The organism is Streptomyces sp. AC602_WCS936, from assembly GCF_019049125.1.
GTDB lineage: Bacteria > Actinomycetota > Actinomycetes > Streptomycetales > Streptomycetaceae > Streptomyces.
Genome location: NZ_JAGMUF010000066.1, coordinates 448,543 through 471,089 on the forward strand (window position 1 = coordinate 448,543; position 22,547 = coordinate 471,089).

At 73.6% G+C, this 22,547-nt stretch carries 21 protein-coding genes and 1 pseudogene; 7 read left to right on the forward strand and 15 right to left on the reverse strand.

The window, feature by feature from the left end:
- Positions 1–171: 171 nt before the first annotated feature.
- Positions 172–1,140 (forward strand): GlxA family transcriptional regulator, encoded by a 969-nt coding sequence (locus KUM03_RS23880; protein WP_217251329.1) that lies wholly within the window; start codon positions 172–174, stop codon positions 1,138–1,140.
- 68 nt (positions 1,141–1,208) lie between these two features.
- Here the strand turns inward: KUM03_RS23880 and KUM03_RS23885 are convergent, their stop codons facing one another.
- The 4 genes from KUM03_RS23885 to KUM03_RS23900 all read right to left on the reverse strand — a co-directional run bounded on the left by KUM03_RS23885 (position 1,209) and on the right by KUM03_RS23900 (position 4,768).
- The gene (locus KUM03_RS23885) at positions 1,209–1,454 is read right to left on the reverse strand and encodes a DUF5133 domain-containing protein (protein WP_217251330.1); all 246 of its coding nucleotides are present in this window, start codon (positions 1,452–1,454) and stop codon (positions 1,209–1,211) included.
- 198 nt (positions 1,455–1,652) lie between these two features.
- On the reverse strand, positions 1,653–3,422 hold the full coding sequence (locus KUM03_RS23890) for an ABC transporter ATP-binding protein (protein ID WP_217251331.1): 1,770 nt from the start codon (positions 3,420–3,422) through the stop codon (positions 1,653–1,655).
- Positions 3,423–3,613: 191 nt separating this feature from the next.
- Positions 3,614–4,162, reverse strand: coding sequence for a hypothetical protein (locus KUM03_RS23895; protein ID WP_217251332.1), 549 nt, complete (start codon positions 4,160–4,162; stop codon positions 3,614–3,616).
- A 27-nt stretch (positions 4,163–4,189) separates the two neighbouring features.
- Positions 4,190–4,768, reverse strand: a complete 579-nt coding sequence (locus KUM03_RS23900) for an ATP-binding protein (protein WP_217251333.1) — start codon at positions 4,766–4,768, stop codon at positions 4,190–4,192.
- A gap of 181 nt (positions 4,769–4,949) precedes the next feature.
- On the opposite strand from KUM03_RS23900, the gene KUM03_RS23905 reads away from it, so the two are divergent.
- Entirely contained in the window at positions 4,950–5,177 is a 228-nt protein-coding gene (locus KUM03_RS23905) for a DUF397 domain-containing protein (RefSeq protein WP_031015816.1), read from the forward strand.
- Between the two features lie 151 nt (positions 5,178–5,328).
- Entirely contained in the window at positions 5,329–6,252 is a 924-nt protein-coding gene (locus KUM03_RS23910) for a helix-turn-helix transcriptional regulator (protein ID WP_217251334.1), read from the forward strand.
- Between the two features lie 85 nt (positions 6,253–6,337).
- Here KUM03_RS23910 and KUM03_RS23915 read toward each other — a convergent pair whose 3' ends face one another.
- The 8 genes and pseudogenes from KUM03_RS23915 to KUM03_RS39315 all read right to left on the reverse strand — a co-directional run.
- Complete coding sequence (locus tag KUM03_RS23915; protein ID WP_217251335.1) at positions 6,338–7,156, reverse strand: SAM-dependent methyltransferase; 819 nt, start codon at positions 7,154–7,156, stop codon at positions 6,338–6,340.
- Positions 7,157–7,303: 147 nt separating this feature from the next.
- On the reverse strand, positions 7,304–8,584 hold the full coding sequence (locus KUM03_RS23920; protein WP_217251336.1) for an ABC transporter substrate-binding protein: 1,281 nt from the start codon (positions 8,582–8,584) through the stop codon (positions 7,304–7,306).
- A complete protein-coding gene (locus tag KUM03_RS23925) occupies positions 8,581–9,762 on the reverse strand; it encodes a branched-chain amino acid ABC transporter permease (protein ID WP_374225372.1) in 1,182 nt (393 codons plus the stop codon). The genes KUM03_RS23920 and KUM03_RS23925 overlap by 4 nt, the downstream gene beginning before the upstream one ends.
- A complete protein-coding gene (locus tag KUM03_RS23930) occupies positions 9,755–10,654 on the reverse strand; it encodes a branched-chain amino acid ABC transporter permease (protein ID WP_217251337.1) in 900 nt (299 codons plus the stop codon). The genes KUM03_RS23925 and KUM03_RS23930 overlap by 8 nt, the downstream gene beginning before the upstream one ends.
- Entirely contained in the window at positions 10,651–11,451 is an 801-nt protein-coding gene (locus KUM03_RS23935) for an ABC transporter ATP-binding protein (protein WP_217251338.1), read from the reverse strand. The genes KUM03_RS23930 and KUM03_RS23935 overlap by 4 nt, the downstream gene beginning before the upstream one ends.
- Complete coding sequence (locus KUM03_RS23940; RefSeq protein ID WP_217251339.1) at positions 11,448–12,266, reverse strand: ABC transporter ATP-binding protein; 819 nt, start codon at positions 12,264–12,266, stop codon at positions 11,448–11,450. The genes KUM03_RS23935 and KUM03_RS23940 overlap by 4 nt, the downstream gene beginning before the upstream one ends.
- Before the next feature lie 413 nt (positions 12,267–12,679).
- Positions 12,680–13,966, reverse strand: a complete 1,287-nt coding sequence (locus tag KUM03_RS23945; protein ID WP_217251340.1) for a CdaR family transcriptional regulator — start codon at positions 13,964–13,966, stop codon at positions 12,680–12,682.
- 118 nt (positions 13,967–14,084) lie between these two features.
- Positions 14,085–15,308 (reverse strand): annotated as a pseudogene (locus KUM03_RS39315) (LuxR C-terminal-related transcriptional regulator); the annotation flags it as partial.
- 667 nt (positions 15,309–15,975) lie between these two features.
- Between KUM03_RS39315 and KUM03_RS39320 the strand changes: the two are divergent.
- Positions 15,976–16,293 (forward strand): hypothetical protein, encoded by a 318-nt coding sequence (locus KUM03_RS39320; RefSeq protein WP_374225373.1) that lies wholly within the window; start codon positions 15,976–15,978, stop codon positions 16,291–16,293.
- A gap of 6 nt (positions 16,294–16,299) precedes the next feature.
- Positions 16,300–17,313 (forward strand): hypothetical protein, encoded by a 1,014-nt coding sequence (locus KUM03_RS39325; protein WP_374225374.1) that lies wholly within the window; start codon positions 16,300–16,302, stop codon positions 17,311–17,313.
- Positions 17,314–17,508: 195 nt separating this feature from the next.
- Here the strand turns inward: KUM03_RS39325 and KUM03_RS23955 are convergent, their stop codons facing one another.
- Positions 17,509–18,432 (reverse strand): dienelactone hydrolase family protein, encoded by a 924-nt coding sequence (locus KUM03_RS23955; RefSeq protein ID WP_217251341.1) that lies wholly within the window; start codon positions 18,430–18,432, stop codon positions 17,509–17,511.
- Positions 18,433–18,788: 356 nt separating this feature from the next.
- Between KUM03_RS23955 and KUM03_RS23960 the strand changes: the two genes are divergently transcribed.
- Complete coding sequence (locus tag KUM03_RS23960) at positions 18,789–19,673, forward strand: Gfo/Idh/MocA family protein (RefSeq protein WP_217251342.1); 885 nt, start codon at positions 18,789–18,791, stop codon at positions 19,671–19,673.
- A gap of 7 nt (positions 19,674–19,680) precedes the next feature.
- Here KUM03_RS23960 and KUM03_RS23965 read toward each other — a convergent pair whose 3' ends face one another.
- Complete coding sequence (locus KUM03_RS23965) at positions 19,681–20,067, reverse strand: hypothetical protein (RefSeq protein WP_217251343.1); 387 nt, start codon at positions 20,065–20,067, stop codon at positions 19,681–19,683.
- A 75-nt stretch (positions 20,068–20,142) separates the two neighbouring features.
- A complete protein-coding gene (locus KUM03_RS23970) occupies positions 20,143–21,042 on the reverse strand; it encodes a GNAT family N-acetyltransferase (protein ID WP_217251344.1) in 900 nt (299 codons plus the stop codon).
- Positions 21,043–21,273: 231 nt separating this feature from the next.
- On the opposite strand from KUM03_RS23970, the gene KUM03_RS23975 reads away from it, so the two are divergent.
- Positions 21,274–22,488, forward strand: a complete 1,215-nt coding sequence (locus KUM03_RS23975; RefSeq protein ID WP_217251345.1) for a glycoside hydrolase family 64 protein — start codon at positions 21,274–21,276, stop codon at positions 22,486–22,488.
- Positions 22,489–22,547: the final 59 nt, after the last annotated feature.

Here is a 22,547-nt window from a genome sequence, read left to right on the forward strand (position 1 = left end):
GCGGTGAGACCCACGTTAGGAAGCCGGTGCGTGACCGCACAGAGGCTGGAACGACAGTATTCAACGGGTTCTCGCCAACGCTCCGACCAGGCACCGGCCGCCGCACGGGCGAGGTCGCGGTATGGTGCACGCCCTTCTGCGCGCGGCGGAATCCCGCCTATCGTGGCGTCCATGCACTCCGTGGCGATCCTGGTCCTCGACGACGTGGTGCCGTTCGACATGGCGGCGCCCATGCAGGCCTTCGACTGGACGCGGCTGCCCGACGGGCGCGCCCCGTACCGGGTGCGGCTGTGCGCCGAGTCGCCCGAGGTGCGCACGCACGGTCTCGGCCTCCGCATCGACCAGGGCCTGGAGGCTCTGGCGTCGGCCGACACGATCATCGTGCCGGGCCGCTCCGAGGAGTCCGGACCGCCCTCCGAACGCGTCCTGGCGGCGCTGCGGCGGGCGGCCGGTGCCGGTACCCGGATCGCGTCCGTGTGCGTGGGCGCCTTCGTCCTCGCCGAGGCCGGGCTGCTGGACGGTCTGCGAGCCACCACGCACTGGATCGCCGCGGCGGAACTGGCCCGCCGCCACCCGCGCGTGCGGGTGGAACCGGACGTGCTCTACGTCGACAACGGCCAGATCCTCACCTCGGCGGGCGCCGCCGCCGGTCTCGACATGTGCCTGCACATGATCCGCCGGGACCTGGGGTCGGCGGTCGCCGCGCACGCCGCCCGGATGTGCGTGGTACCGCTGGAACGGGAGGGCGGGCAGGCCCAGTTCATCGTGCACGAGTTCCCGCCCGTGCCGCGGGGCTCGGATCTGGAGCCGCTGCTGGAGTGGATCGAGGACAACCTGGCCGGGGAGGTCACCCTCGGGGCGATGGCGGCGCGCTCCGGCATGAGCGAGCGCACCTTCAGCCGCCGGTTCCGCGAGCAGACCGGCACCACGCCCCTGCAGTGGCTGCTGCGGGCGCGGGTACGGCGCGCCCAGTACCTGCTGGAGAACGGCGACCACTCGATCGAACGGATCGCGCGGCAGGCCGGGTTCGGCTCCCCGACGGCCTTCCGGGAGCGGTTCCGGCGGGTGGTCGGGACGACACCCCACGCCTATCGCGCCGCGTTCCACGGGAAGTCCGCCACTCCTGCACGGGGTGCGTAGGGCCCGTCTCGCGGATCAGTCCGCCGTTCGCGGCCTGACCTCGAGACGGGCCCCGGGGTACGGCGTTCTCACACGGCCAGCGACAGGCCGCTCTCCCCGTCCGGGTCCGCCGTCCGCCCCTTGGCGAGCAGCAGCGCGTCGGCCTTGGCCACCGCGTCGTGGATACCGGTGGTGGCCATCATCACGCAGAGCGTGTAGCTGACGTCCGCCAGCTCGCGCGCCGCCGCCGGGCTCTGCCTCTCCGCCTGAGCGATCCGCAGTGACGCGTACCGCGTCAGCAACTCCCTGACGACCTTCGGGTCCGGTTCGAGCACGAAGCGCCCCTCTCTCGATTTGCGCTCCGTATGCCCGAACCCGGACGAAACAATCACACCATGCGCGCCACCACCCGCAATTGACGAAAACCCGTCGCTCGCTGACCGGCCTTCGTCGAACTGAGGCAGATTTCCGACTGAAAGTGAACAGAACAGCTTTGTGTACGACCGGACGTCGACCGCGTGGCAGGCGCGGCGTCAGGCGACCTGGCCGCTGTGCAGTGCCGTGTACGCCCCTTGCCTGCCCAGCAGTTCCTCGTGGGTGCCGGTCTCCAGGATCCGGCCCTCACCCATGACCACGATCCGGTCCGCGCCCCGGACGGTGGACAGCCGGTGTGCGACGACGAAGGTGGTCCGGCCGCGCAGCAGCCGGGCCAGTGCCTGCTGGACGAGGGCTTCGGAACGCGTGTCGAGCGCCGAGGTGGCCTCGTCCAGGATGAGCACCCTGGGGTCCCGGATCAGGGCGCGGGCGATGGCCAGTCGCTGACGCTGACCGCCGGACAGCCGTGCGCCGTGCTCCCCGACCAGGGTGTCGAGGCCCTGCGGCAGCCGGTCGACGTACTCCAGCGCGTTGGCGTCGCGCAGCGCCCCGCGCACCGCCTCCTCGTCGGCGTCGTCCATGCCGTAGGCGACGTTCTCCCGGATCGTGCCGTCGAAGAGGATCGACTCCTGCGGTACCACCGAGACGAACCGCCGGTAGGCGCGCAGGTCGAGGGTGTTCATGTCGGTGCCGTCCAGCAGCAGCCGGCCGGACGTGGGCCGCAGGAAGCCGATGACGAGGTTGAGCACCGTGGACTTGCCGGCGCCGGACGCGCCCACCAGCGCGATCGTCTCGCCGGGTTCGACCGCGAGCGTGAAGTCGCTCACCGCGGGCCGCCCGTCGCCGTCGAAGGCGTGCCCGACGGACTCGAAGGTGACGGCTCCGCGCAGCGAGGCGATCTCCGCCTTGCCCTCGTTGTCCTCCAGTTCGGGGGCCTGAAGCACTTCGCCGACCGAACGGACGGACTCCAGGCCCTTGGTGATGACCGGGGCCAGTCCCGCCAACGTTGTCGTGGAGTTGGTGAGGGTGGTGAGGAAGGCGCTGAGCATCACGACGTCGCCGGCGGTGACGCCCCAGACGCCGTGGTACGAGATGAGCGCGGCGCCCGCGAGCACCAGCACGCCGACCACGTTGAGGACGACCCAGGACAGCGAGCCGAAGCGGCCGTTGACCAGGTCCAGGCGCATGCCGGAGGTCAGCAGGCGGTCCAGGGTGCCGTCCATGCGGCGCAGCGCCTTGCGCTCCAGGCCGTGGGCGCGGGTGACCGGGATCAGCCGGGTCATCTCCGTGACCCGGGAGGAGAGGGCCTCGACCTCGTGGCGGAAGTGTTCGTTGTGGGTGCGCAGCCGGGCTCTCAGCCGCGCCACCAGGAGGGAGGCGGCGGGGACTACGACCAGGAAGACGGGCAGGAACTCCGGGGTGCGGACCGCGATGATGACGAGGCCGCCGGCGAGGACGGTGAACGCGCCGAGTCCCGTCTCGGCGGTCTGCTGGACCATCTGCTCAACCGTCTCGACGTCCCGGACGACCTTGGCCTGCAGCACGCCGGCGCTGACGCGCGAGTGGTAGCCGATGGAGAGCTGCTGCATGCGGGTGCACAGCGCGGAGCGCAGGGCGGTGCCCATGCGGCGCACGCTGCCGTACAGGAGGCGGACGTACAGGAGGTGCAGCGGGTAGTTGACGACCAGGATGAACATGATGATCCCGGTGCTGGTCCACAGGTCGCCGATCGGCCCGTGCTGGACGACGGTGTCGATGATGGACGCGGTGATGAGGGGCAGCAGCCAGACCGGGCTGTGCTTGACGGTGAAGACCGCGACCGCGCCGGCCAGCCGGTGGCGGTCGGCGCGGAACAGGTAGACGAGCGTGCGTATCGGGTGTTCGCCCCGGTAACGGTGGTCGAGCGGCTTTTCGAGCGGCGACGCCATCGGCGTGGTCCTCCTGGTGACCGAGGGGGGACAAGCGCTTTCTTCCGCGCGCTTTCCTACTCCGTCGGCGAGGAGTGCGCCACCTCGTCCCGCGGGTCGGTACACCGGCACGCCGGTTCGTCGGTACGTCATCGCGTCCGTCGCGCGCCGGAGGGAGACCCGCGCCTTCTCCCCCGTGGAGGGCGCGGGCCTCAGTCTCCGAGCGTGCGGGCGAGTTCGGTGGTGGCCCGGGTGATCTCGCTGTCGTCGTCGGCGAGCAGCCGCTTCAGCTCGTCCCGCCGAGCCCGGACGGCCTGCCGTGCCGCGCGCTCCCATGCCACCGGGTTCTCCCGGTGGTTGAGCAGCTTGGGATAGACGTTGGCGGTGGTCTCCCACTGCCGTGCGTCGGCGATGTTCTTCAGCAGCTGGATGATCTGGGCCCGGCAGTTCACCTGGGGCCGCTGCGCGAGCTCCCAGAGGAAGGGGACGGTCGCCGCGGTCGCCTGCTCGACGACGAAGCCGTACTGGCAGATGCGTTTCCGCAGATCGGCGAGGGCGGCTCGGGCGGTCTCCGGGTCACCCCCGGCAACCTTGCGCAGCAGGCGCGGAATGGCCGCGGCCGAACCGCTGGAGTCCTGGATGTCACCCCAGGGCACTCCGTCCAGCCCCGCGAGGGGGGCGGCGGCCCGGGGCAGGCCGGGCGGCTGCGTCTGACGGTCGGTGCGCCGGATGCTCGGCTCGGGTGTCGGAGCGCTGCGCATGGTGTGGGGCCCTCCGCGGCAGTCGGGTCAGGAGAGGTGGCGGGTCGTCAGGGTGGCCCAGACGGTCTTGCCCGCCGGCGGCCTCGGGGTCCAGCCCCAGTCGTCGGCGAGGGCGTCGACAATGCACAGGCCGCGCCCGTGCTCGCGCAGTGCGGAGCCGTCGGACGGGGTGCGCACGGGTCCGTTGTCGCCCGGGTCGGAGACGGTCAGCGTCAGGTGACCGGGGCCCAGGGCGAGTCCCAGTCTGATCTCCGGCGCACCGGCCGCGGCGGACGGCACCGCGTGGACCACGGCGTTGGAGACGAGCTCCGTGATCACGAGGACGGCGTCGTCGGCGTGCCGGTCCAGGGACCAGCCGCTGAGCGTCTCCCGGGTGAAGACCCGGGCGCGGGCGAAGCCCTCCGCGCTGCACGCGACCCGCAGCACGGCGGAATCCGGGCCGCTTTCTCGTACGTGCGACTTCGCGTCCGGAGCGGCGAACGGCCACGGACCCTGACCGGCGGCCGGCCGCGCCGTGCGCGGGAGCCCGCCGAACCGGCTCACCGCGCCTGCCTCCGACGCGGTTTCGCCGGACGGCCGGAGCGTTAAATGCGCAGGTGACGACACGGCATCTCCCTGATGCTACGTCAGAACGGGGCGTCGACCGGGGGGTTGACGCCACGGCTATTATCCACGCTGACAGCGCTCGCGTGCAATTGCACGGGAAATTGCGTGAAAAAAATCGGATGGGGGTAGGCCGGGACCGACGGGCCTCGGGTCCGCTCCCCCGAACGGCAAGGAGACCGCGGTGCCACCAGTGCGCAACGGAGTGCAGGCCAGCTCGTTGGAAGCCTGCTGGAAGAAGAGTCGGCACAGCAACGCCGAGGGCAACTGCGTCGAGGTCGCCCTGGTGGACGGCGGCATCGCGATGCGCAACTCCCGTGATCCCGACGGCCCCGCGCTCGTCTACACCCCCGCCGAGGTGGCCGCCTTCCTGGCCGGGGCGAAGGAGGGCGAGTTCGACCACCTGCTGTGAGGCGGGCCGCGATCACGGAGACGGGTGCCGTGGGGCGGGCGCTGCCACCCAAGCGGAGGCCAACTACCCGATTTCCACGGGCGGATGCGCGAGGCATAGGCCGGATGAGATAGTGTGGTTTCTCAAGTCTGCCGGTCTGCTGGGAGTCAGGATGTCCGCCGCCGCGTCGCCTCGCATCTCCCGTCTCGAACCCTATCTGGACCGGGCCGAGCCGGCGCCCACTCTGCTGAAGATGCTCGTCGGCGTGCAGCTGGCGGGCTTCCGTGAGGACGCCGGCCTCTCCCAGGACCAGGCGGCGCGCGAGCTGGGTTTCAGTGCGGCGAAGCTCTCGCGCATCGAGTCGGGCAAGGGTCGCAGGCCCCCGGCGGAGAAGGACGTCCGCGCGCTGCTGGACCGGTACGGCACCGACGAGTACGAGGCCTCGGTCCTGCTCAAACTGCTCCAGCGCGCCGGTGAGCCGGGCTGGTGGCAGCGGTACGACAAGCGCCTGATGCCCGAGTGGTTCGACCGCCTGGTCGGCCTCCAGGAGGCCGCGGCGACCATCCGGACCTTCGAGATCCAGTACGTCCCGGGTCTGCTCCAGACGCCGGACTACACCCAGGCCGTGGTCGAGCGGGGCCTGCCCAACGCGCCCGCGGGCGAGGTCCGGCGACGGGTGGAGCTGCGCAAGCGCCGCGCGGAGCTGCTGCACCGCAAGGACGCCCCGCAGCTGTGGGCGATCATCGACGAGTCCGTGCTGCTGCGTGTGCTGGGCAGCCGCGAGGTCATGCGTGAGCAACTGGAGCACCTCGTCGAGATGGCGGAGGAGCCCCATGTGACGCTGCAGATCGTGCCGCTGGACGTGACGAACGCTTCGGCGCCCGCGATCCCGGTGACCTATCTGCGCTTCGGCGGCACCGACCTGCCCGACGTGGTGTATCTGGAGCACATCAGGAGCGCCAACTTCCTCGAGGACCTCGACGAGACCGAGGAGTACCGGGTCGCGCTGGACCGGCTGGCCGACGAGGCGCTGACTCCGCGCGAGTCACTCGAGCTGCTGCGCACGACGATGGCACAGCGCTACCCCGGGAAGTAGCCGGCCCGGCAGTCGGTGCCGCCGGCCGGGCCACGGCGAGAAGCAGGGCCGCACGCCCGCGCGCGGCCCTCGCACACGTCCGCAGCTAGGGGAGGCGGCCCAGTCCGCCGAACTCGATCCACTCGTCGGTGAGCTGGCGGGGAGCCACATCGGTGTCCGGACGCCAGGTGGAGACCTCCACCAGGCCCGGCTCCAGGATGTCCATGCCCTCGAAGAAGGCTTCGACGTCCTTCGGCTCGCGGACCCGGCCCCAGTGTCCCTGCGTCGCCTGGTTCATGAAGTCCGTGACGAACTTCCGCACTTCGGCGTCCTCGCTGACCAGCTGGCACATCACGGCGTAGCTCCCGGGCACGAGCCGCTCGGTGACGCGGCGGACGACCGCCATCGGGCCGTCGGTGTCACTGTCCGGGATGCAGTGGAAGACCGAGTTGAAGAGCACGGCGACCGGCTGCGAGAAGTCGATCAGGCGCTGGGTCTCCGGGTGGGAGAAGATCTCCTCCGTCGAACGCATGTCGGCGTGGATGACGGCGGTCCGGTCGTTCTGGTCCAGCAGCGCGCGGCCGTGGACCAGCACCATCGGGTCGTTGTCGACGTAGACGACGCGGGACTCGGGGTCGATGCGCTGGGCGACCTGGTGCACGTTGTCCTGCGTGGGCAGGCCGGAACCGTGGTCCAGGAACTGGCGGATGCCGTAGTCCTCGGCGAGGGTCCTGACGACCCGCTGCAGGAAACGCCGGTTGTTCAGGGCCAGCCGGCGGGTGCTGGGGACGACCTTGTCGAGTTCACCGACCGCCGCACGGTCGGCCGCGTAGTTGTCCTTGCCGCCCAGATAGTAGTCGTACATACGTGCGGCCGTAGGCACGTTGGCGTCGATCTCCGTGGACAGCTGCTTGTCGGCTTGCATCGTTCCCCCAGCTCCGTACGGGCGCCAACTGGACTGGCATGACAGAGAGTACATCCTAGAGACCCGGTGGTCAGGGAAACCAGTACGCGAACCGAGTGGCCGCCAAAGCGTCTGGCTGGCGGACGAGTTGACGGCCACTCACTCCGGTCAGCCGCGCGCGGCCAGGTACGCGTCGACGCCGGGCGCCTTGTGGGCGTCCTCCACGCCGACCAGGCCGCCGACCGCCTTGGCGTCGGGCTTGAGCACGTAGGTGGACCGGCTGGCCGGCTCGGTCACGAAGGTGAAGTTCTGCGGGGTGCCGAGGCCGGTGTCCGCGTTCTTCTGCGAGCGGTGCGCCTTCACCACGGCCTCGCGGGTCAGGCTGCCGCCCTCACAGGCCTTCTTCAGGTCTGCGCCGATCAGCTGGGCGGCGTTGTATCCGGAGAGCACGCCGGAGTCGACCGGCTCGCCGGGGTACTTCTCGGTGTAGGAGGCGACCATCTTCTTGACGCCCGGCAGGTCGGAACTGACCGCGGGTGCGGCGCTGACGACGTGGACCATGGCCTCCAGGGCCGGCGCCGCGGGCGTCTTCATCAGCTGCGGGGAGTATCCGGGAGCGCTGGAGACGATCGGCACCTTCAGGCCCCGGGCGGCGGCGACCCCGGCGAGGGAGGCGGTCTGGGCGGGGCCCGCGCTGATCAGGACGGCCTTCACTCCGGCGTTGCTCAGCGCGGAGACCTGCGCGGTCAGGTCGGTGTCCGTCGCCTTGATCTTCTGACCGACCACCTTCATCCCGGCCTGCTCGGCGGCCCACTCGGAACCCTCCAGCGCGTTGGCGCCGTAGTCGCCCTCGAAGTACACGTGGCCGATCGTGTCGCCCTTGGCGATCTTCTTGGTCCGGGTCAGGAAGTCGACGGCCGCGATCATGTCGAGGTCGTAGGTGGTGCCGAGGACCTGGACGGCGTCCTTGCCGAGCAGGGAGGCGGCCCAGGCCTGCGGGAAGGTCAGCATGCTGTCCCGCTCGATGTCGTCGAGCAGCGCCGCGACCACCGGTGAGCCGATGACCTGGGGCAGGGCGACGACGTCCGGGGAGATGTCGGCGTAGGCGGTCACCGCCTTCTGCACGTCGTAGCCGTGGTCCTTGACGACGATCTCGACCTTGCGTCCGCAGATGCCGCCCGCCGCGTTGGTCTCGTCGGCCCACATCTGCTGGGCCTGCACGATGGACTTGCCGAGGGTGGCGTAGGGACCGGTGAGGTCGGTCAGCGCGCCGAGCTTGATGCCCTTCTCGCTGACCCCGGGGCCGGCCTTGACGCCGTCGGCGGCGTCGTCGGTGCTTCCTCCCTCCGCCTTGGAGCTGCATGCGGTGCCCGCGAGCAGCACGGCGGCCAGCGCCGCTGCCAGGGCGGCGGTCCGGGTGGTGCGGGGCCTTGGGTGCGTGACGTTCACGGGGTGTGCTCCTTGGCTCGTGCGGTGCTTGCGGGGGTCGCGGAGGTGTCGGTGGTCGCGGCGTTTCCGGTGGTTTCCGTGGTGGCGGAGGAGGGACCGGGCGGTCGGCGGCGCAGGCGGGCGCGGGTCCGGCGGGCCAGCCCGTGCAGGCCGTCGGGGGCGAAGAGCAGGATGACGACGATCGCGGCGCCGTACAGGTAGCGGGCGGCCTCGGTCGGGCCGATCGAGCCGTCGCCGGAGCCCGGCGTCGCCACCAGCGGCAACTGGTCGGCGTAGCGCGTCATCAGCAGCGGCAGGGTGGTGACGAAGACGGCGCCGGCGGTGGCTCCGGCCACGGAGCCGAGACCGCCGATGACGATCATGGCGAGGTAGTCGACGGAGAGGAGGAGCGAGAAGTAGTCGGGCACGACACGGCGGAAGGAGAGCGCGAGCAGGACGCCGGCGAGGCCCGCGTACATCGAGGAGACGACGAACGCCGCCGAGCGGTACCGCGCCACGGGCACGCCCATCACGGACGCCGCGGTCTCGCTGTCACGCAGTGCGGACAGGGCGCGTCCCGGCCGCCCGCGCAGCACTCCGCGCGCGGTGAACCAGGTGAGGGCGAACAGGGCGAGGCCGAGGTACCAGAGCCGTTCCTCGGCGCCGAACGGCACGCCCAGGACGGTCAGTCCGGGGTCGGACTCGGCGAAGGTGAAGCCGCCGATCTCCAGCGGCGGCACCGACCGTCCGTTGAAGCCGCCGGTGACGGAGTCCGCGGTGAGCAGGACGTGGTGGCCGAGGAAGACCAGGGCGAGGGTGGCCACTCCGAGGTAGATGCCCTTGACCCGGCCGGCGACGGGGCTGAACAGGCCGCCCGCGGCCCCGGCGAGCAGCACGGCGAGGACGGCGGCGAGGAGGGGCGGCAGTCCGGGTCCGGGCTCGCCCGCCAGCCATACGTAGCCGTAGGCGCCGACGGCGAGGAAGAAGGCGTGGCCGAGGGAGAGCTGGCCCGCGGTGCCGCTGAGCAGGCTGAGCCCGACGGCGCCGATGGCCGCGGCCATGGAGAACAGGCCGATGCGCAGCCAGAAGGCGTCGAGGTAGAAGGGCAGAGCGCACAGGAGGAGCGCGACGAGCAGGAGCCTGCCGGGCTTGAGGAGGCGGCCGTCGAGAAGGCTGTTCGGCTTGCGGGGGTCAGACACGGGCCGCTCCCTTCGCCGCGAAGAGCCCGGCGGGGCGCACCAGGAGGACCAGTACCATGACGGCGTACGGGGCGACGTCGCCGAAGCCCTCGCCGAGGACGTGCAGGTCGGACTGGTAGCCGGCGACGAAGGCCTCGGTGAGGCCGATCAGCATGCTGCCGACCAGGGCGCCGACCGGGGAGGCCATGCCGCCGAGGATGGCGGCCGGGAAGGCCTTGAGGGCGATCTGCCCGGTGGTGCGTTCCAGACCCGGCGCCGGGAAGGCGACCAGGAAGACCGCGGCGAGCGCGGCGAGCCCGCCGGCCAGGCACCAGGCGACGGCGCGTACGCGGGTCAGCCGTACGCCCATGAGGGCGGCGGCCTCGCGGTCCTCGGCCGCCGCGCGCAGCGACAGGCCCCAGGGCGTGAACCGGAAGAGGGCGAAGGCGCCGCCGATGGCCGCGGCGGACACCAGGATCGCGGCGATGCGGCTGTCGGCGACGGTCACCGGGCCGAGGTCGGTCACCGCGTTGCCCCAGGGGTCGCCGAGCGGCAGCAGGTCGCCGCCGATCCGCCGGGCCAGGTCGGTCACCAGGATGATGTCGACGCCGATGGTGACGATGGTCTGCACGTGGGCGGCGTGCGGGTCGGTGCCGCCGACCCGCTGCAGCACCAGCCGGTCCAGCGCGCCCGCCACGGCCGCCGTCACGACGACGGCGAGGGCCAGCGCCCCGGCGAAACCGAGGTCGTCGTGGAGGACGGCGACGAGGTAGCCGCCGAGCAGCAGGAGCGAGCCGTGGGTGAAGCTCAGGACGCCGGAGGCCTTGAAGATGGTGACGAAGCCGAGGGCGATCAGGGCGTAGACGGAGCCCAGGGCGAGGCCGCCCAGGAGGCTGTCGAGGAAGGCGGTCATGCCGCGTCCTCCCCGGTGGCGCCGGTGCCGAGGTAGGCGCGCAGCACCTCGGGGTCGCGGCGGACCTCGTCGGGGGTGCCGTGGGCGATGGCCTTGCCGAAGTCGAGGACGGTGACCTCGTCGGCGAGCCGCATGACCAGCCCCATGTCGTGCTCGACCAGCACGAGGGACAGGCCGAGTTCGGCGCGGATCTCCCGGACGACCTCGGTCATCCGGACGCGTTCGGCGGCGTTCATGCCGGCCACCGGTTCGTCGAGCAGCAGTACACGGGGCTCCAGACAGAGGGCACGGGCGAGTTCGACCCGCTTGCGGTCGCCGTACGGGAGCAGGGCGACGGGTGATTCGAAGTGGGCGCCGAGGCCGGTGAGTTCGGCGATCTCGCGGGCCTTGGCGAGGTGGGCGCGCTGTTCGCGCACGGCGCTGGGCAGGCGCAGGGCGCTGGCGGCGAAACCGGCGCGGGACAGGGCGTGGCGGCCGAGCATCAGGTTGTCGGCGACGGTGCCCTGGGTGGTGACGATGTTCTGGAAGGTGCGGGCCACCCCGAGGGCGGCGATCTTGTGCGGGGCGAGCCGGGTCAGGTCGGCCTCGCCGAGGCGAACGGTGCCGGCGCTGGGCCGGTACAGGCCCGACAGGACGTTGAAGCAGGTGGACTTGCCCGCGCCGTTGGGGCCGATGACGGCGTGCACGGTGCCCGGGGCGACGGTGAAGGAGACGTCGTCGAGGGCGACGAGCCCGGCGAAGCGCACGGTCACGTCGCGGACCTCGAGCGCCGGTGGCGCGGCGGTGCGGGTGGTCACGCGGCCCCCTTGCCGTCGGTGCCCGCGGCGGCCTCGGTGGCCTCGGCGGTCTCTGTGTCCTCGCCCAGGTAGAGGCGGCGTACGGCGTCCGTCCGGGCGAGTTCGGCGGCGGGACCGGACAGCCGGATCTCGCCGACCTCCAGGACGTGGGCGTGCTCGGCGAGGGAGAGCGCCATGCCGGCGTTCTGTTCGACGAGGAGTACGGCGGTGCCCTGGGCGTTGATCTCGCGGACCACCTCGGCGATGCGGTCCACCATCAGCGGGGCGAGGCCGAGGGAGGGCTCGTCCAGCAGGAGCATGCGGGGCGCGGCCATCAGGGCGCGGCCGATGGCCAGCATCTGCTGCTCCCCGCCGGAGAGCAGGCCGGCGGCCTGGCGGGTGCGCTCGGCGAGCCGCGGGAAGAGGGTGAAGACCCGCTCCCGGGCTTCGCGGACCTGGGCCGGGGCACGCCGGTTCAGGCCGAGTCCCCCGGCCCGCAGGTTCTCGTCGACGCTGAGTCCGGCGAACACCCGCCTGCCCTCGGGCACCTGGACGACTCCGGCGCGTACGGCGGCGACCGGGTCCCGGCCGTCCAGGGCCGTGTCGCCGTAGCGGACGCGGCCGGCCGTGATCGCGCCGCGGTGCAGGCGCAGGGTGCCCGACACGGCCCGCAGCAGCGTCGTCTTGCCGGCGCCGTTGGCGCCGAGCAGTGCGACGACACCGCCGTGCGGGACGGTCAGGGACACGGAACGGAGGGCGGACAGGGCGCGCCCGTACGTCACGTCGAGACTCTCGACGTGCAGCGCGGGCTCGCCGTCCGGTGGTGCTGCGGGCATCGCGGCTCCTTGGGACCGTGCCGGGGCCGGCACGGTGACGGGTGAAGGGGGGAGCTCACGACAGCACGGGCCCGAGTGCCCGTACAGGGGTTCGGGGCCGGGTCGCTGCGGCGTCCCAGTCCGGGAGTGGAGAGTCTGTGCGGGTGCCCAGGGCGGGGGTGGCACTGGTGGTGGCGGGCGCGGGGGCGCCGGGGCCGGAGGCAGGGGTGGGATGGGGTGGGGTGGGTGCGGCGTTGGTCACGCCGGGCGCGTTGCGGTGCCGGGCCGGGCGTGCGGGCCAGGCGGTGCCGGGCCGGGCCGGGCGGGCCCGAGTCGAACCGGGTCTCGCCGGACCGGACCGGTTCAGGTCTGTCTGCGCCGGGCAGGGCCCTGCCCGGCGGCGCGCGGCGGCACCGCGTACCGCAGACGCCTCCTCAGTCGCGCAGGACCCGCCGGGCGGTGAGCGCCAGGCTGATCTCCACCACGTCGGCCGGGCGGGCCAGCGAGCGGCCGGTGAGTTGCTCGCAGCGGCGGAGGCGGTTGAGGACCGTGTTGCGGTGGCAGTAGAGGCGTTCGCCGGCCCGTTGCGCGGAGCCGTCGCAGTCGAGCCAGGTGGTGAGGGTGTCCAGCAGTACCTCGCGGTCGGCGGGTTCCAGCCGCAGCAGCGGACCGAGCACCCGTTCGGCGAGGGCGCCGCCGAGTTCGGGACTGGAGGCGACGAGGGCGGCGGGGAGGTGGTCGGCCAGTCTCACCGTGCCGCCGGCCTGCGGGCATATCTCCAGGGCGGTGTCCGCGAACCTGCGGGCGTCGCCGACCGAGGCCAGTCCGTCGACGGCTCTGCCGATGCCGACCCGGACGCCGGGTACCGGGGCGTACGCCCCGCCTGCGGGCGCCGGCGGCTCCGGGAACCCTTCCTCGTCGCCCGCGTCGGCCAGGACGATGCCGTAGTCGACGTCCGCCCCCGCGTGCCAGTGGACGCGGGGGCCCGGCGGTACGGCGGCTCGGGCGGCGTCGGACCGGGCAGGGTGCGCGCCGGTGACGGCGACGACGACGTACCGGCCGTGTTCCGGCAGGCCCAGGGCCTGGGCGGCCTCGGGCAGGTCGGCGATGCGGCTGGTGCCGTCGAGCAGGCCCGCCGCCAGCAGCCGGGCCCGGTTCTCACGGAGCCGGCCGATCCGCCACTCGGTCTGCCGGTAGGCGTCGGCGACGAGGGTGCAGTGCTCGTCGACGAAGTTCCACACGTCGGCGGCCACGTGCACGAGGAGGCGTACGTCCTCGGGCGCTGTGCGGGAGGTCTCCTCGACCAGCCGCTGCCACACCAGCGAGCCGCCGAGGCGGAAGGCGTGCAGCAGGGCGTCGAGCGGGAGGCCCTGCTCGGCGCGGGTGGCGCCGATCCGCCAGGTGCAGCGGTGGGCCGCGTCCCGGGAGCCGCGGGGGTCCAGCAGGGAGGCCACGCTGTGCCGCAGGGAGCGGTGGACCTCCTGCCAGGTGGCCGTGGGGTCCTTGGTGAGGGCCGCGCGATACGCCGGCTCCTGCTCCCGCAGCAGGGCGACCAGCCGGTCGGTCAGGTCGGGCAGGTCGTCGAGCAGGGCGCGGGCGGCCCGGTGCAGGACCCGCAGCGCGTCGGCGTCCATCAACGACGCGACGCTCGGTGTCCGCGGGCGTGGAACGGGCGTCAGTCCGGTGCGGATCGCTGTTCGTGACCGTACGGCGTGCTGCATCGCGGTCCTCCCCCAGGCCAGGGCTTGCGGAGGTGCCCCGCGGCGGGCCGTCCGCCCGTGCCGGGCATGCCCCCTGACTCGTCCTGCCCCGAAGGATGGCATACCGTCCGGTCGGTCCCTAGGGTTGTGCACCGGTCTTTTCAGACCTTCCGGCCGCTCGGTCCTGTTCGGCGTGCTCCACCATGCGGGCCAGTTCCAGGCGGGACCGCACGCCGAGCGCGGCGAAGACCTTGCGGAGGTGGTAGTCGACGGTGCGGGTGCTCACCGCGAGGGTGAGCGCGACCTCTCGGTTGGTGGCGCCCTCGGCGACGTGCCGGGCGATGCGCAGTTGCTGCGGCGTCAGGCGGGTCAGCGGTCCGCCCTCCCGGGCCCGCGGCGCGGCCCCGAGCGCCCGCAGCTCCGCGCGGGCCTGCGCCGCCCAGACTCCAGCGCCGCACCGGTCGAAGCCGGCCAGCGCGGTGCCGAGGCGACCGCGGGCCTCGCGGGGTCTGCGTCGCCGGCGCAGCCACTTGCCGTACAGCAGCGCGGTGCGGGCCCGCTCGAAGTCGCCGCCCGCCTCGTCGTGCCGGGCGAGCGCGCGCCGGTAGAGGTCGTCGGCGTGGTCCGGCGGGGCCAGCAGCGCGTGGCAGCGGGCCAGTTGGGCGGCGGCCTGTGGATCGGCGCCGAACGCCGCCCAGCCGGCGAAGTCCGTGAGGACCTCGTGGGTGTCCTCGGGGCGTCCGGCGAGGGCCGCGGCCTCCACGAAGCACGGCACGGCGAGTCGCCACACCGCGAAGTGCCCGCGTCCGGGCCCGGGCAGGACCAGGAGCCCGAGCCGGTCGGCCGCGTCGTGGGGCCGCCCCCGGCCCAGGTCGGCGCGGGCCGCCGCCCACTCCGCGAGGGTGGCCGCCTGGGCCAGCCCGTGGCGCCGGGCCGTGGCCAGCGCGGCCGTCACGTACTGGGCCACCGCCTCCGGCTCGTCCTCGATCGACGCCGCCAGGGCCAGTATGGCCTGGTGGTGGGCGGCGGTGTTGCGCTGGCCGACGCGCAGCGCGGTGCGCAGTCCGTCCTCCGCGTGGGCGCGCGCCTGGGGGTGCCGGCCGGCGCGCAGTTCGGCGTAGGCGAGGTATTCCAGCGCCTGCGGCACCAGTGCGTCCGACCCTGACTGCCGGGCCGCGGCCAGCGCCCGCGCGCCCGCCCGGCGGGCGGCGTCCACGTTGCCGAGGAGCAGGGCGGCGGAGGCGGCCCGCAGCAGCCGCTCGGGCCGGTCGTCGGTCCGGGCCCGCTCCACCACCTGGCCGAGTGCCGGGGCGGCCCGGTCGAGCCGTCCTTCGAGCAGGGCCCGCATACCGGCGCGGTGATCGCGCACGGGGTCGGGCCCCGGGGCGCGCACCTGCGCCTCTCCGGGCCCAGCTCCGGCGGCCCGGCCCGGCCGGGGGTCGGACGACACCGGTGCCGCCACCGTCCACGGTGGACGCCGGGGCAGTGGGGGGCTGGAGGGCCGGCGGGCCGTTCAGACCTGGGTGCTCAACCGGGTCTGGGGGGCCACCCAGGACCGCAGCGCCATCCGGCCCCCGAGGATCACCTTCCACCGGGGCACCAACCAGCCCAGGAAGCTGACCATGGGCCAACGCCTCAGCCGGGCCCGGGGGCTCATCCGGGGCCATGGGGAGGCCCGGGCCCGTAGGTACCCCCGGGACCGGGGCGTCAACCGAGCCCGGAGCCGCAGCGCCAACCGGCCCCCGAGGATCACCTTCCACCGGAGCACCAACCAGCCCAGGAAGCTGACCATGGGCCAACGCCTCAGCCGGGCCCGGGGGCTCGTCCGGGGCCGTGGGGAGGCCCGGGCCCGTGGGGGCCCCCGGGTCCGGGGCGTCAACCGGGAGCGACGGCGGGACGGGCGCCAGGGTGGTCAGGCAGGACGGTAGGTCGCCCGCCGCCCAGGCCGCGTCGGCGGCGGCCAGTGCGGCGGTGGCGGCGTCGGCGGGGGCGGCGTCGGCCAGCAGGGACGCGGCCAGCAGCAAGGACTGGTGGGCGTCGCCGACGGGGCCGTCGCGGAGTTCCGCCAGGCCTCGCACCAGTTCGGCCCGCCCTCGTACCGCGGCCGGGGCGGCGCAGCCGCGGGCCGCCGCCAGCAGGGGACGTGCCCGGTCGGGGCGGCCGGCGAGCAGGGCCTGTTCGGCGGCGGCCGTGTACCGCTCGGCCCGGGCCGGCGGGGCGGCCGTCAGTTCGGCGGCGCGGGCGTACGCCGTGCCGCGCAGCCCGTGGGAGGCCGGCTCCGCTCCGTCGGCGGCGGCCGCCGCCAGCCGGTCCGCGAGCCGTACCGCCGGCCCCGGGCCGGACAGTGACCAGGAGTGGTGCAGCAGCGCCGGCAGCCGGTGGCCGCCGGTCTCCAGTACGTCGGCCAGCGCACGGTGCGCGGCGCGGCGCCGCTCCGGTGGGGCGGTGGCGTGGACGGCCCGGCGCAGCAGTGGGCTGTGGAAGCGGAGCCGGTCGCCGGCCCCGGCGAGGGCGTCGGGGAGGGGGTCGGCGCTGGGGGCGGGTGCGGAGGCGGGGCGCAGGCGTCGCAGGGCGTCCAGGACCAGGCCGGTGTCGGCGTCCGGTCCGTCCGATGCCCGTACGGCCGCCGCCACCGTCAGCAGCAGGTCGCGGACGTCCGGGGACTGACCGGACAGCGCCCGGCCGGCTACCGCCGCCAGCGTCCCGGCGTCGGCCGGCGGGTGGGGCAGCGGCCGGAGCCCGCGCAGTTCGGCGGGCGAGAGCCGGCGGACGAGGGCGAGGAGCAGGGCCGGGTTGCCCTCGGCCTCGGCCAGCAGTTGCTCGCGGACGGCCGGGGCGGCGGAGCCGTCGGTCACGTCGTCGAGCAGGGCGTCGGCGTGCGACGGTGCGAGCGGGTCGAGGCGGACGACGGGGAGGCGGGCGTACTCCGGGTCGACGGCACGGTGTCCGGCGACGGAGAGGAGCAGCGCGACGCGTCCCACGGTGTGCAGGCGTTCGGCCGCGTGGCCGAGGGCGGCTCGGGCCGGCGCGTCCCACAGGTCCGCGTCGTCGGCGCAGACGAGGAGGGGCGCCTCGCCGGCCGCCGCCCGCAGGGTGCCGAGCAGTTCCCCGGCGGTGGCGTGCGCGCCGCGGTCCGGACCGGGCCCGAGGTGCAGTACCGGGCCGGCCCGGAAGGAGTGGGCGGCCCACTGGAGGAGGGCGGTCCGGCCGAGCCCTGGTTCGCCGGTCACGACGAGGTGGCCGCTGTGGGTGCGCAGCCCGTCCAGCAGGGCCCGCACCGCCTCCCGCTGCGCGCTCCGGCCGTGGATCCGCACGGCCGTACGTACGGTCGTCTCTCCGGTCATCCTCGGGAGGTTACGCGTGCGTAACCTGACGCGGAAGCCGTCGGTCCGCCGCGGACCGCCGAGGTGTCGGCCGTGTCACCTGCGGTTGTGCGGCGTACGGCGGGGACGGGCACTGTGCCGTTGCCCAGCCGCCTGGGCCGCGGGCCGTGCGGCGGCACAGCGGGCCGGCGACGGCCGCAACGTGCGTGCGACCGCCGCCGGTTGGTGCCGGGAGGGACGTCAGGAGCCGTGCGGGCAGTTGCCCCGGTACTCCTCGATGGTCAGGCTCGGCCGGGGCAGCGGGCACAGGAACTGCTCGTAGCGGGTGTCGTTGTCGATGAACCGCTTCAGCCAGGAGATGCTGTACTTCGCGATCGTCGTGTTCGACGTGTTCGGCGAGAAGTGGCTCGCGTTGTTCAGTTCCAGGTAGGCGCGGTCCGTTCGGGACGGCAGGCTGGAGTAGAACGGTTCGGAGTGCGAGGAGACGGGCGCGATCGTGTCGCCGTCGGCCCCCACGATCAGGGTCGGGGTGCTGACCTCCGGCCAGCTCTTGTCCAGGTTCCAGGGGGTGAGCGGGATCGCCGCCTGGAGCGAGGGACGGGACTTGGCGGCCTCCAGTGAGCCGCCGCCGCCCATGGAGTGGCCCATGACGCCGAGCCGACTGCTGTCGATGCGGCCGCGGACGGAGCTGCGCTCGGTCAGGTAGTCCAGGGCGGCCAGCAGCTGGCGGCCGCGGGAGTCGGGCTGGTCCAGCGTGGTGTTGGTGTCGATGGTGAAGACCACGAAGCCCTGTGAGGCCAGTCGCGGGCCGAGCCAGGCGATGGACGACTGGTACGCGGTGAAGCCGGGCGAGATGACGACGGCGCCGAAGGTGCCGTCGCTGGTGCTGGTCGGGTAGTAGATGGTGCCGCCGCCGAAGCCGGTGACCCCGAGCGAGGAGACGGTGGTGTCGGCCACGGAGTACGGGCCGCGCAGGGCCTCGATGCTGGACTCGGTGGGCGCCGGGCCGCGCTCGTACGGGTTGTCGGCGACGGCCTGGGCGCCGGGGCCGGTGAGGGTGGTGAGCGCGACGGCGGCGGCCACGGCGGCCGTGACACCGGCGAGCCGCCGCCGGGTCCCGCGGAACGCCGGACGCACGGCGTGGGTGTGGGGGTTCTGCTGCACGGGGAGTGGTCCTCTCTGTCGTGGCGAGGGGCCCGGCCGGTGGTCGCACACGGCCCGGGACACGTGGGGTCGCGTCCCGGGACATCCACCGCCGGACCTCGCCGATGAGCTGGCGGTGCCACTGTCGGGGCGGGGTACGGCCGGGGGGATCGGCTGAATTACCGGTCTCGTGCGGCGCGTTCGGACCGGGACGGGAGCCGGGACCCGGCTTTACCGCCTGCGGAGCATCCGTGGTCTTGCCCGGGCACCCGGTCGGTGTGGCACGCTCGGCGTCGGCCGGGCGGTCGCGCGCCGGCCGGTGCGAGGAACGTCAGCCGGCCCGGTGTCGGGTCCGGCACGGTGGAGAGGCGAACGGTATGCGGATCGGACTGCTCGGCACCGGACCCTGGGCGGACATGGCGCACGCTCCCGCCCTGCGTCTGCACGACGGCCTGGACTTCGTGGGGGTGTGGGGCCGCCGTCCCGACGCCGCCAGGGAGTTGGCGCGGCGGCACGGCACCAGCGCCTACGACGACCTCGACGCCCTGCTCGCGGACGTGGACGCCGTCGCGGTCGCGCTGCCCCCGGCGGTGCAGGCCGACATGGCGGTGCGTGCGGCGCGGGCCGGCTGCCAGCTGCTGCTCGACAAGCCGCTCGCGGCGACCGTGGCGCAAGGGCGGGCGGTGGTCGAGGCGGCCGGTGAGGCGGGCGTCGCCTCGGTGGTCTTCTTCACCGCCCGGTTCCAGTCCGAGACCGAGGCGTGGATCACCGAACAGGGTTCTGGGGCCGACTGGTTCACGGCGCGGGCGCAGTGGCTCGGCGCGGTCTTCGGCGGGGACAGCCCGTTCGCCGGCTCACCGTGGCGGCGGGAGAAGGGCGCCCTGTGGGACGTGGGACCGCACGCCCTGTCCGTGCTGCTGCCGGTCCTGGGGGACGTCCGGCGCGTGTCGGCCGCGGCGCCCGGGCCCGGGGACACCGTCCATCTGGTCCTCGACCACACCGGCGGTGCGTCCAGCACGCTCACGCTCAGTCTGACGGCACCGCCGGCGGCGGCGGGCGCGGCGGTGGAACTGCGTGGCCGGACGGGGGTGACGCTGCTGCCCGAGGCCACGGAGGGGCCGGTGCCCGCGCTGCTGCGGGCGGTGGACGCGCTCCTCGCCTCCGCCGGAGGCGGGGGTCCGCACCCGTGCGACGCCTCGTTCGGCCTGCGGGTCACCGAGATCCTCGCCGAGGCGGAAGCCCTGCTGGACGGGCGACGGTGAACCGGGTTCAGCCGCCCGCCCCCTCCCCCGCGAACGGTTCGTCGCTCCACCTGAACCAGGCCCGCTCGCCCTGGATGTGCAGCAGGAACTCGGCGACCGGGCCGTCGGGGGAGACCAGCCGCACCCTCCGCTCGATCTCGGCGTAGACCGCCTCCCATGCGTCCCAGTGCCCGGCGTCGTCCCGCTCCGCGAGGGCGAGTTCGCGTACGAAGAGATCCTCGACGCCTCCGAACGCGGGGCCCGCCCGGAACCGGCCCGACAGCCAGGGGAAGTCGGCGTCGTCGATCAGGATCTCGCCGATGTCCGCACCGTCGCTCCCGGCCTCCCCGCCCGCTCTCCCCTCCCCCGCGGGCGGTGCCCCGCGCACGTACCAGGTCTCGCCCTCGAACCCCACGTCCGTCCCTCCGCCACCCGCCGTCGTCCACCGTGACCAACCGTGTGGATCACCCTGACGGCCAGCATGCCACCGCTAGCGGCCGGCCGCCGGAGGACGGAAGTTGCTCCGTTCCCGTACGACCGGGTAGCCCGCCTTGCCGAAGTTGGCGGCCATCGGGTGGTTCCCCCGGTCGGTCGCGGCTGAGACGAACTCCGCGCCCCGTTCGACGAGGAAGTGGGTGCACTCGGCCAGCAGGTCGTACGCGTAGCCGTGTCCGCGGTGTTCGGGCAGGACGCCGATGAAGCCGACACAGGGGCCGGAAGGGTTGTGCACAGGAATGTGTACGCCGGCGAGTTCACCCCTCGGGGTGTACGCCAGCTGCCACCACTCCCGCGGCGACGGGCACCAGTGGAAGAAGTCGAGGTCCGACTGGGCGGCCCGGTCGAGTCCGCCCTCCTCGATGTCCATCAGCGCATGGGCGTCCAGGGTGACGGAGTGGATGCGGCGCAGTGCGACGAGGAACACCGTGTCGTCCGCGTCGGTGCGGAAGTCCAGTCGTCCGGGCCGACCGGGGAGCCCGCACTCCGGCGTCCACCGGTACAGGAAGCGTTCGGCCAGGAGGTCGTACCCGGCCCCCCGGGCGGCGGCGAAGCGCGCCTGGGTGGCGGCGCGCAGGGCCGGGACCTCCCGCCAGTCACCGGGCGGGTTCAGTTCGAGTTCGACCTGCCAGGGCGCGCTGCGCAGGAGTTCGGCTCCCGCTTCCTCCTCGCCCTCCAGCACGTCGAACCAGTTGACGTTGACGGGTTCGCTGTCGTCGGGACCGCCCCACCAGGCGCCGCGGGCGACGACGACGCCGTCGCGAAGGGCGATCCGCTTCCACTCGGGGCGGTGGCGGGTGAGCCGGTGCGCCGCACGGGCGTCCAGCGGGTCGGGCATGGTGTCGAAGAGATGGGCGTCGCTCGCGTCGAGCGCGCGGATGACCGGATCGGTCACGGATTCCTCCGGGATGCGTCATGCGTGGTGCGCTCCCGGTCAGCTTTTCGGGTGCGGATTAAACGGGCCTTAAACGCCGCTTAAGCGTCGCCCGTTCCGCTCGGGAAGCCCCAAGTCCGTTGGGGTGGCTGCGTACCATCGGCGCACGGCGTGAGAGCGCTCTCAGGATTTGGCGTCCTCAGGTTCCCGCCCGCCACCTGTCATGCCCCGAACACTCTGGAGACCCCCCACATGACTCCCCGTCACCAGCGTCCGCTCGGCCGCCGCAAGCTCCTCGTCGCCCTCGGCGGCGCGGCCGTCGCCGCCCCCGTCGCCGCCGCAGTCGCCCCGCACGCCCTCGCCGGCGTCGGCGCGGACGACGACACGGCCGCACCCCGGGCCGAGGCCGCGGGCGCGCTGCCGCTGACGCTCGTCAACGGCACCGGCTCGTTCGGCAACGCCGACGTGCACGTCTACATCGTCGGCAACCAGGACGGCACGCAGGTGCGCGTCACCCCCGACGGCACCGTCGCGCCCGTGGCGCTGTCGGACAACGGGGCCGACGGCTACACCGACTACGCGATCAGCCTCGCCGGCAGCGGCGAGACAACGCTGTCACTGCCGTACCTCTCCGGCCGGATCTACGTGTCGCTCGGCGCGAAACTGAAGTTCAAGGTCGTCGCCGACGGCGCCGGCAAGCCGGCCCTGCAGTACCCGGCGGGCTGGGTGAAGTCCGACCCCAACTACGGGGTGCTGCACGACTGCGCCGAGTTCACCCACAACTCCTCCGGGATGTTCTGCAACACCACCATGGTCGACATGTTCAGCGTGCCGCTGAGCATCCGGCTGACCGGAACCAAGGACCAGACGACCGGCACCGTGCGCCCCGGCGGACGGGCGGCCGTCTTCGACGCGGTGCGGTCGGTCGAGGAGTTCGCTCCGCTCGTCGTGGACGACACCCGCGTGATCGCCCCCGGCCACGGTCTGGACGCCGGGCTCTTCCCCGAGGACTACCTCGCCCCGTACATCGACGAGGTCTGGAGCACCTACACCGGCAGGGACCTGCGGATCACCACCAACGCCGGCACGTTCACCGGCCGGGTGCGCGGCGGGCGGCTGACCTTCGACGGGCCCGCCCAGGTGTCGTTCGCCAAGCCGTCCACCCGGGACGTGCTCTTCTGCGACGGCGCCCTCGCCGCGCCCAACGACGGCACGACCGGCCCCGTCGCGGCGGTCCTGGGCGCCGGTTTCAACCGCTCCACGCTGGTCTCCTCAGCCGACCAGCCCACGACGGACCCGGCGACCTTCTACCGGACCGCGCTGACCAACCACTACTCCAGGGCCGTGCACGCCGCCACCGAGGACGGGAGGGCGTACGGCTTCGCCTTCGACGACGTCGCGGACTTCGCCTCGTACATCCAGGACACGGCGCCCACCGGGTTCCGGCTGACCCTCACCGCGTTCTAGCCACACCCACGGCCGCCCCGGCCCGGCGTGCGGGACGCGGGGCGGCGTAGGAGCGTGGT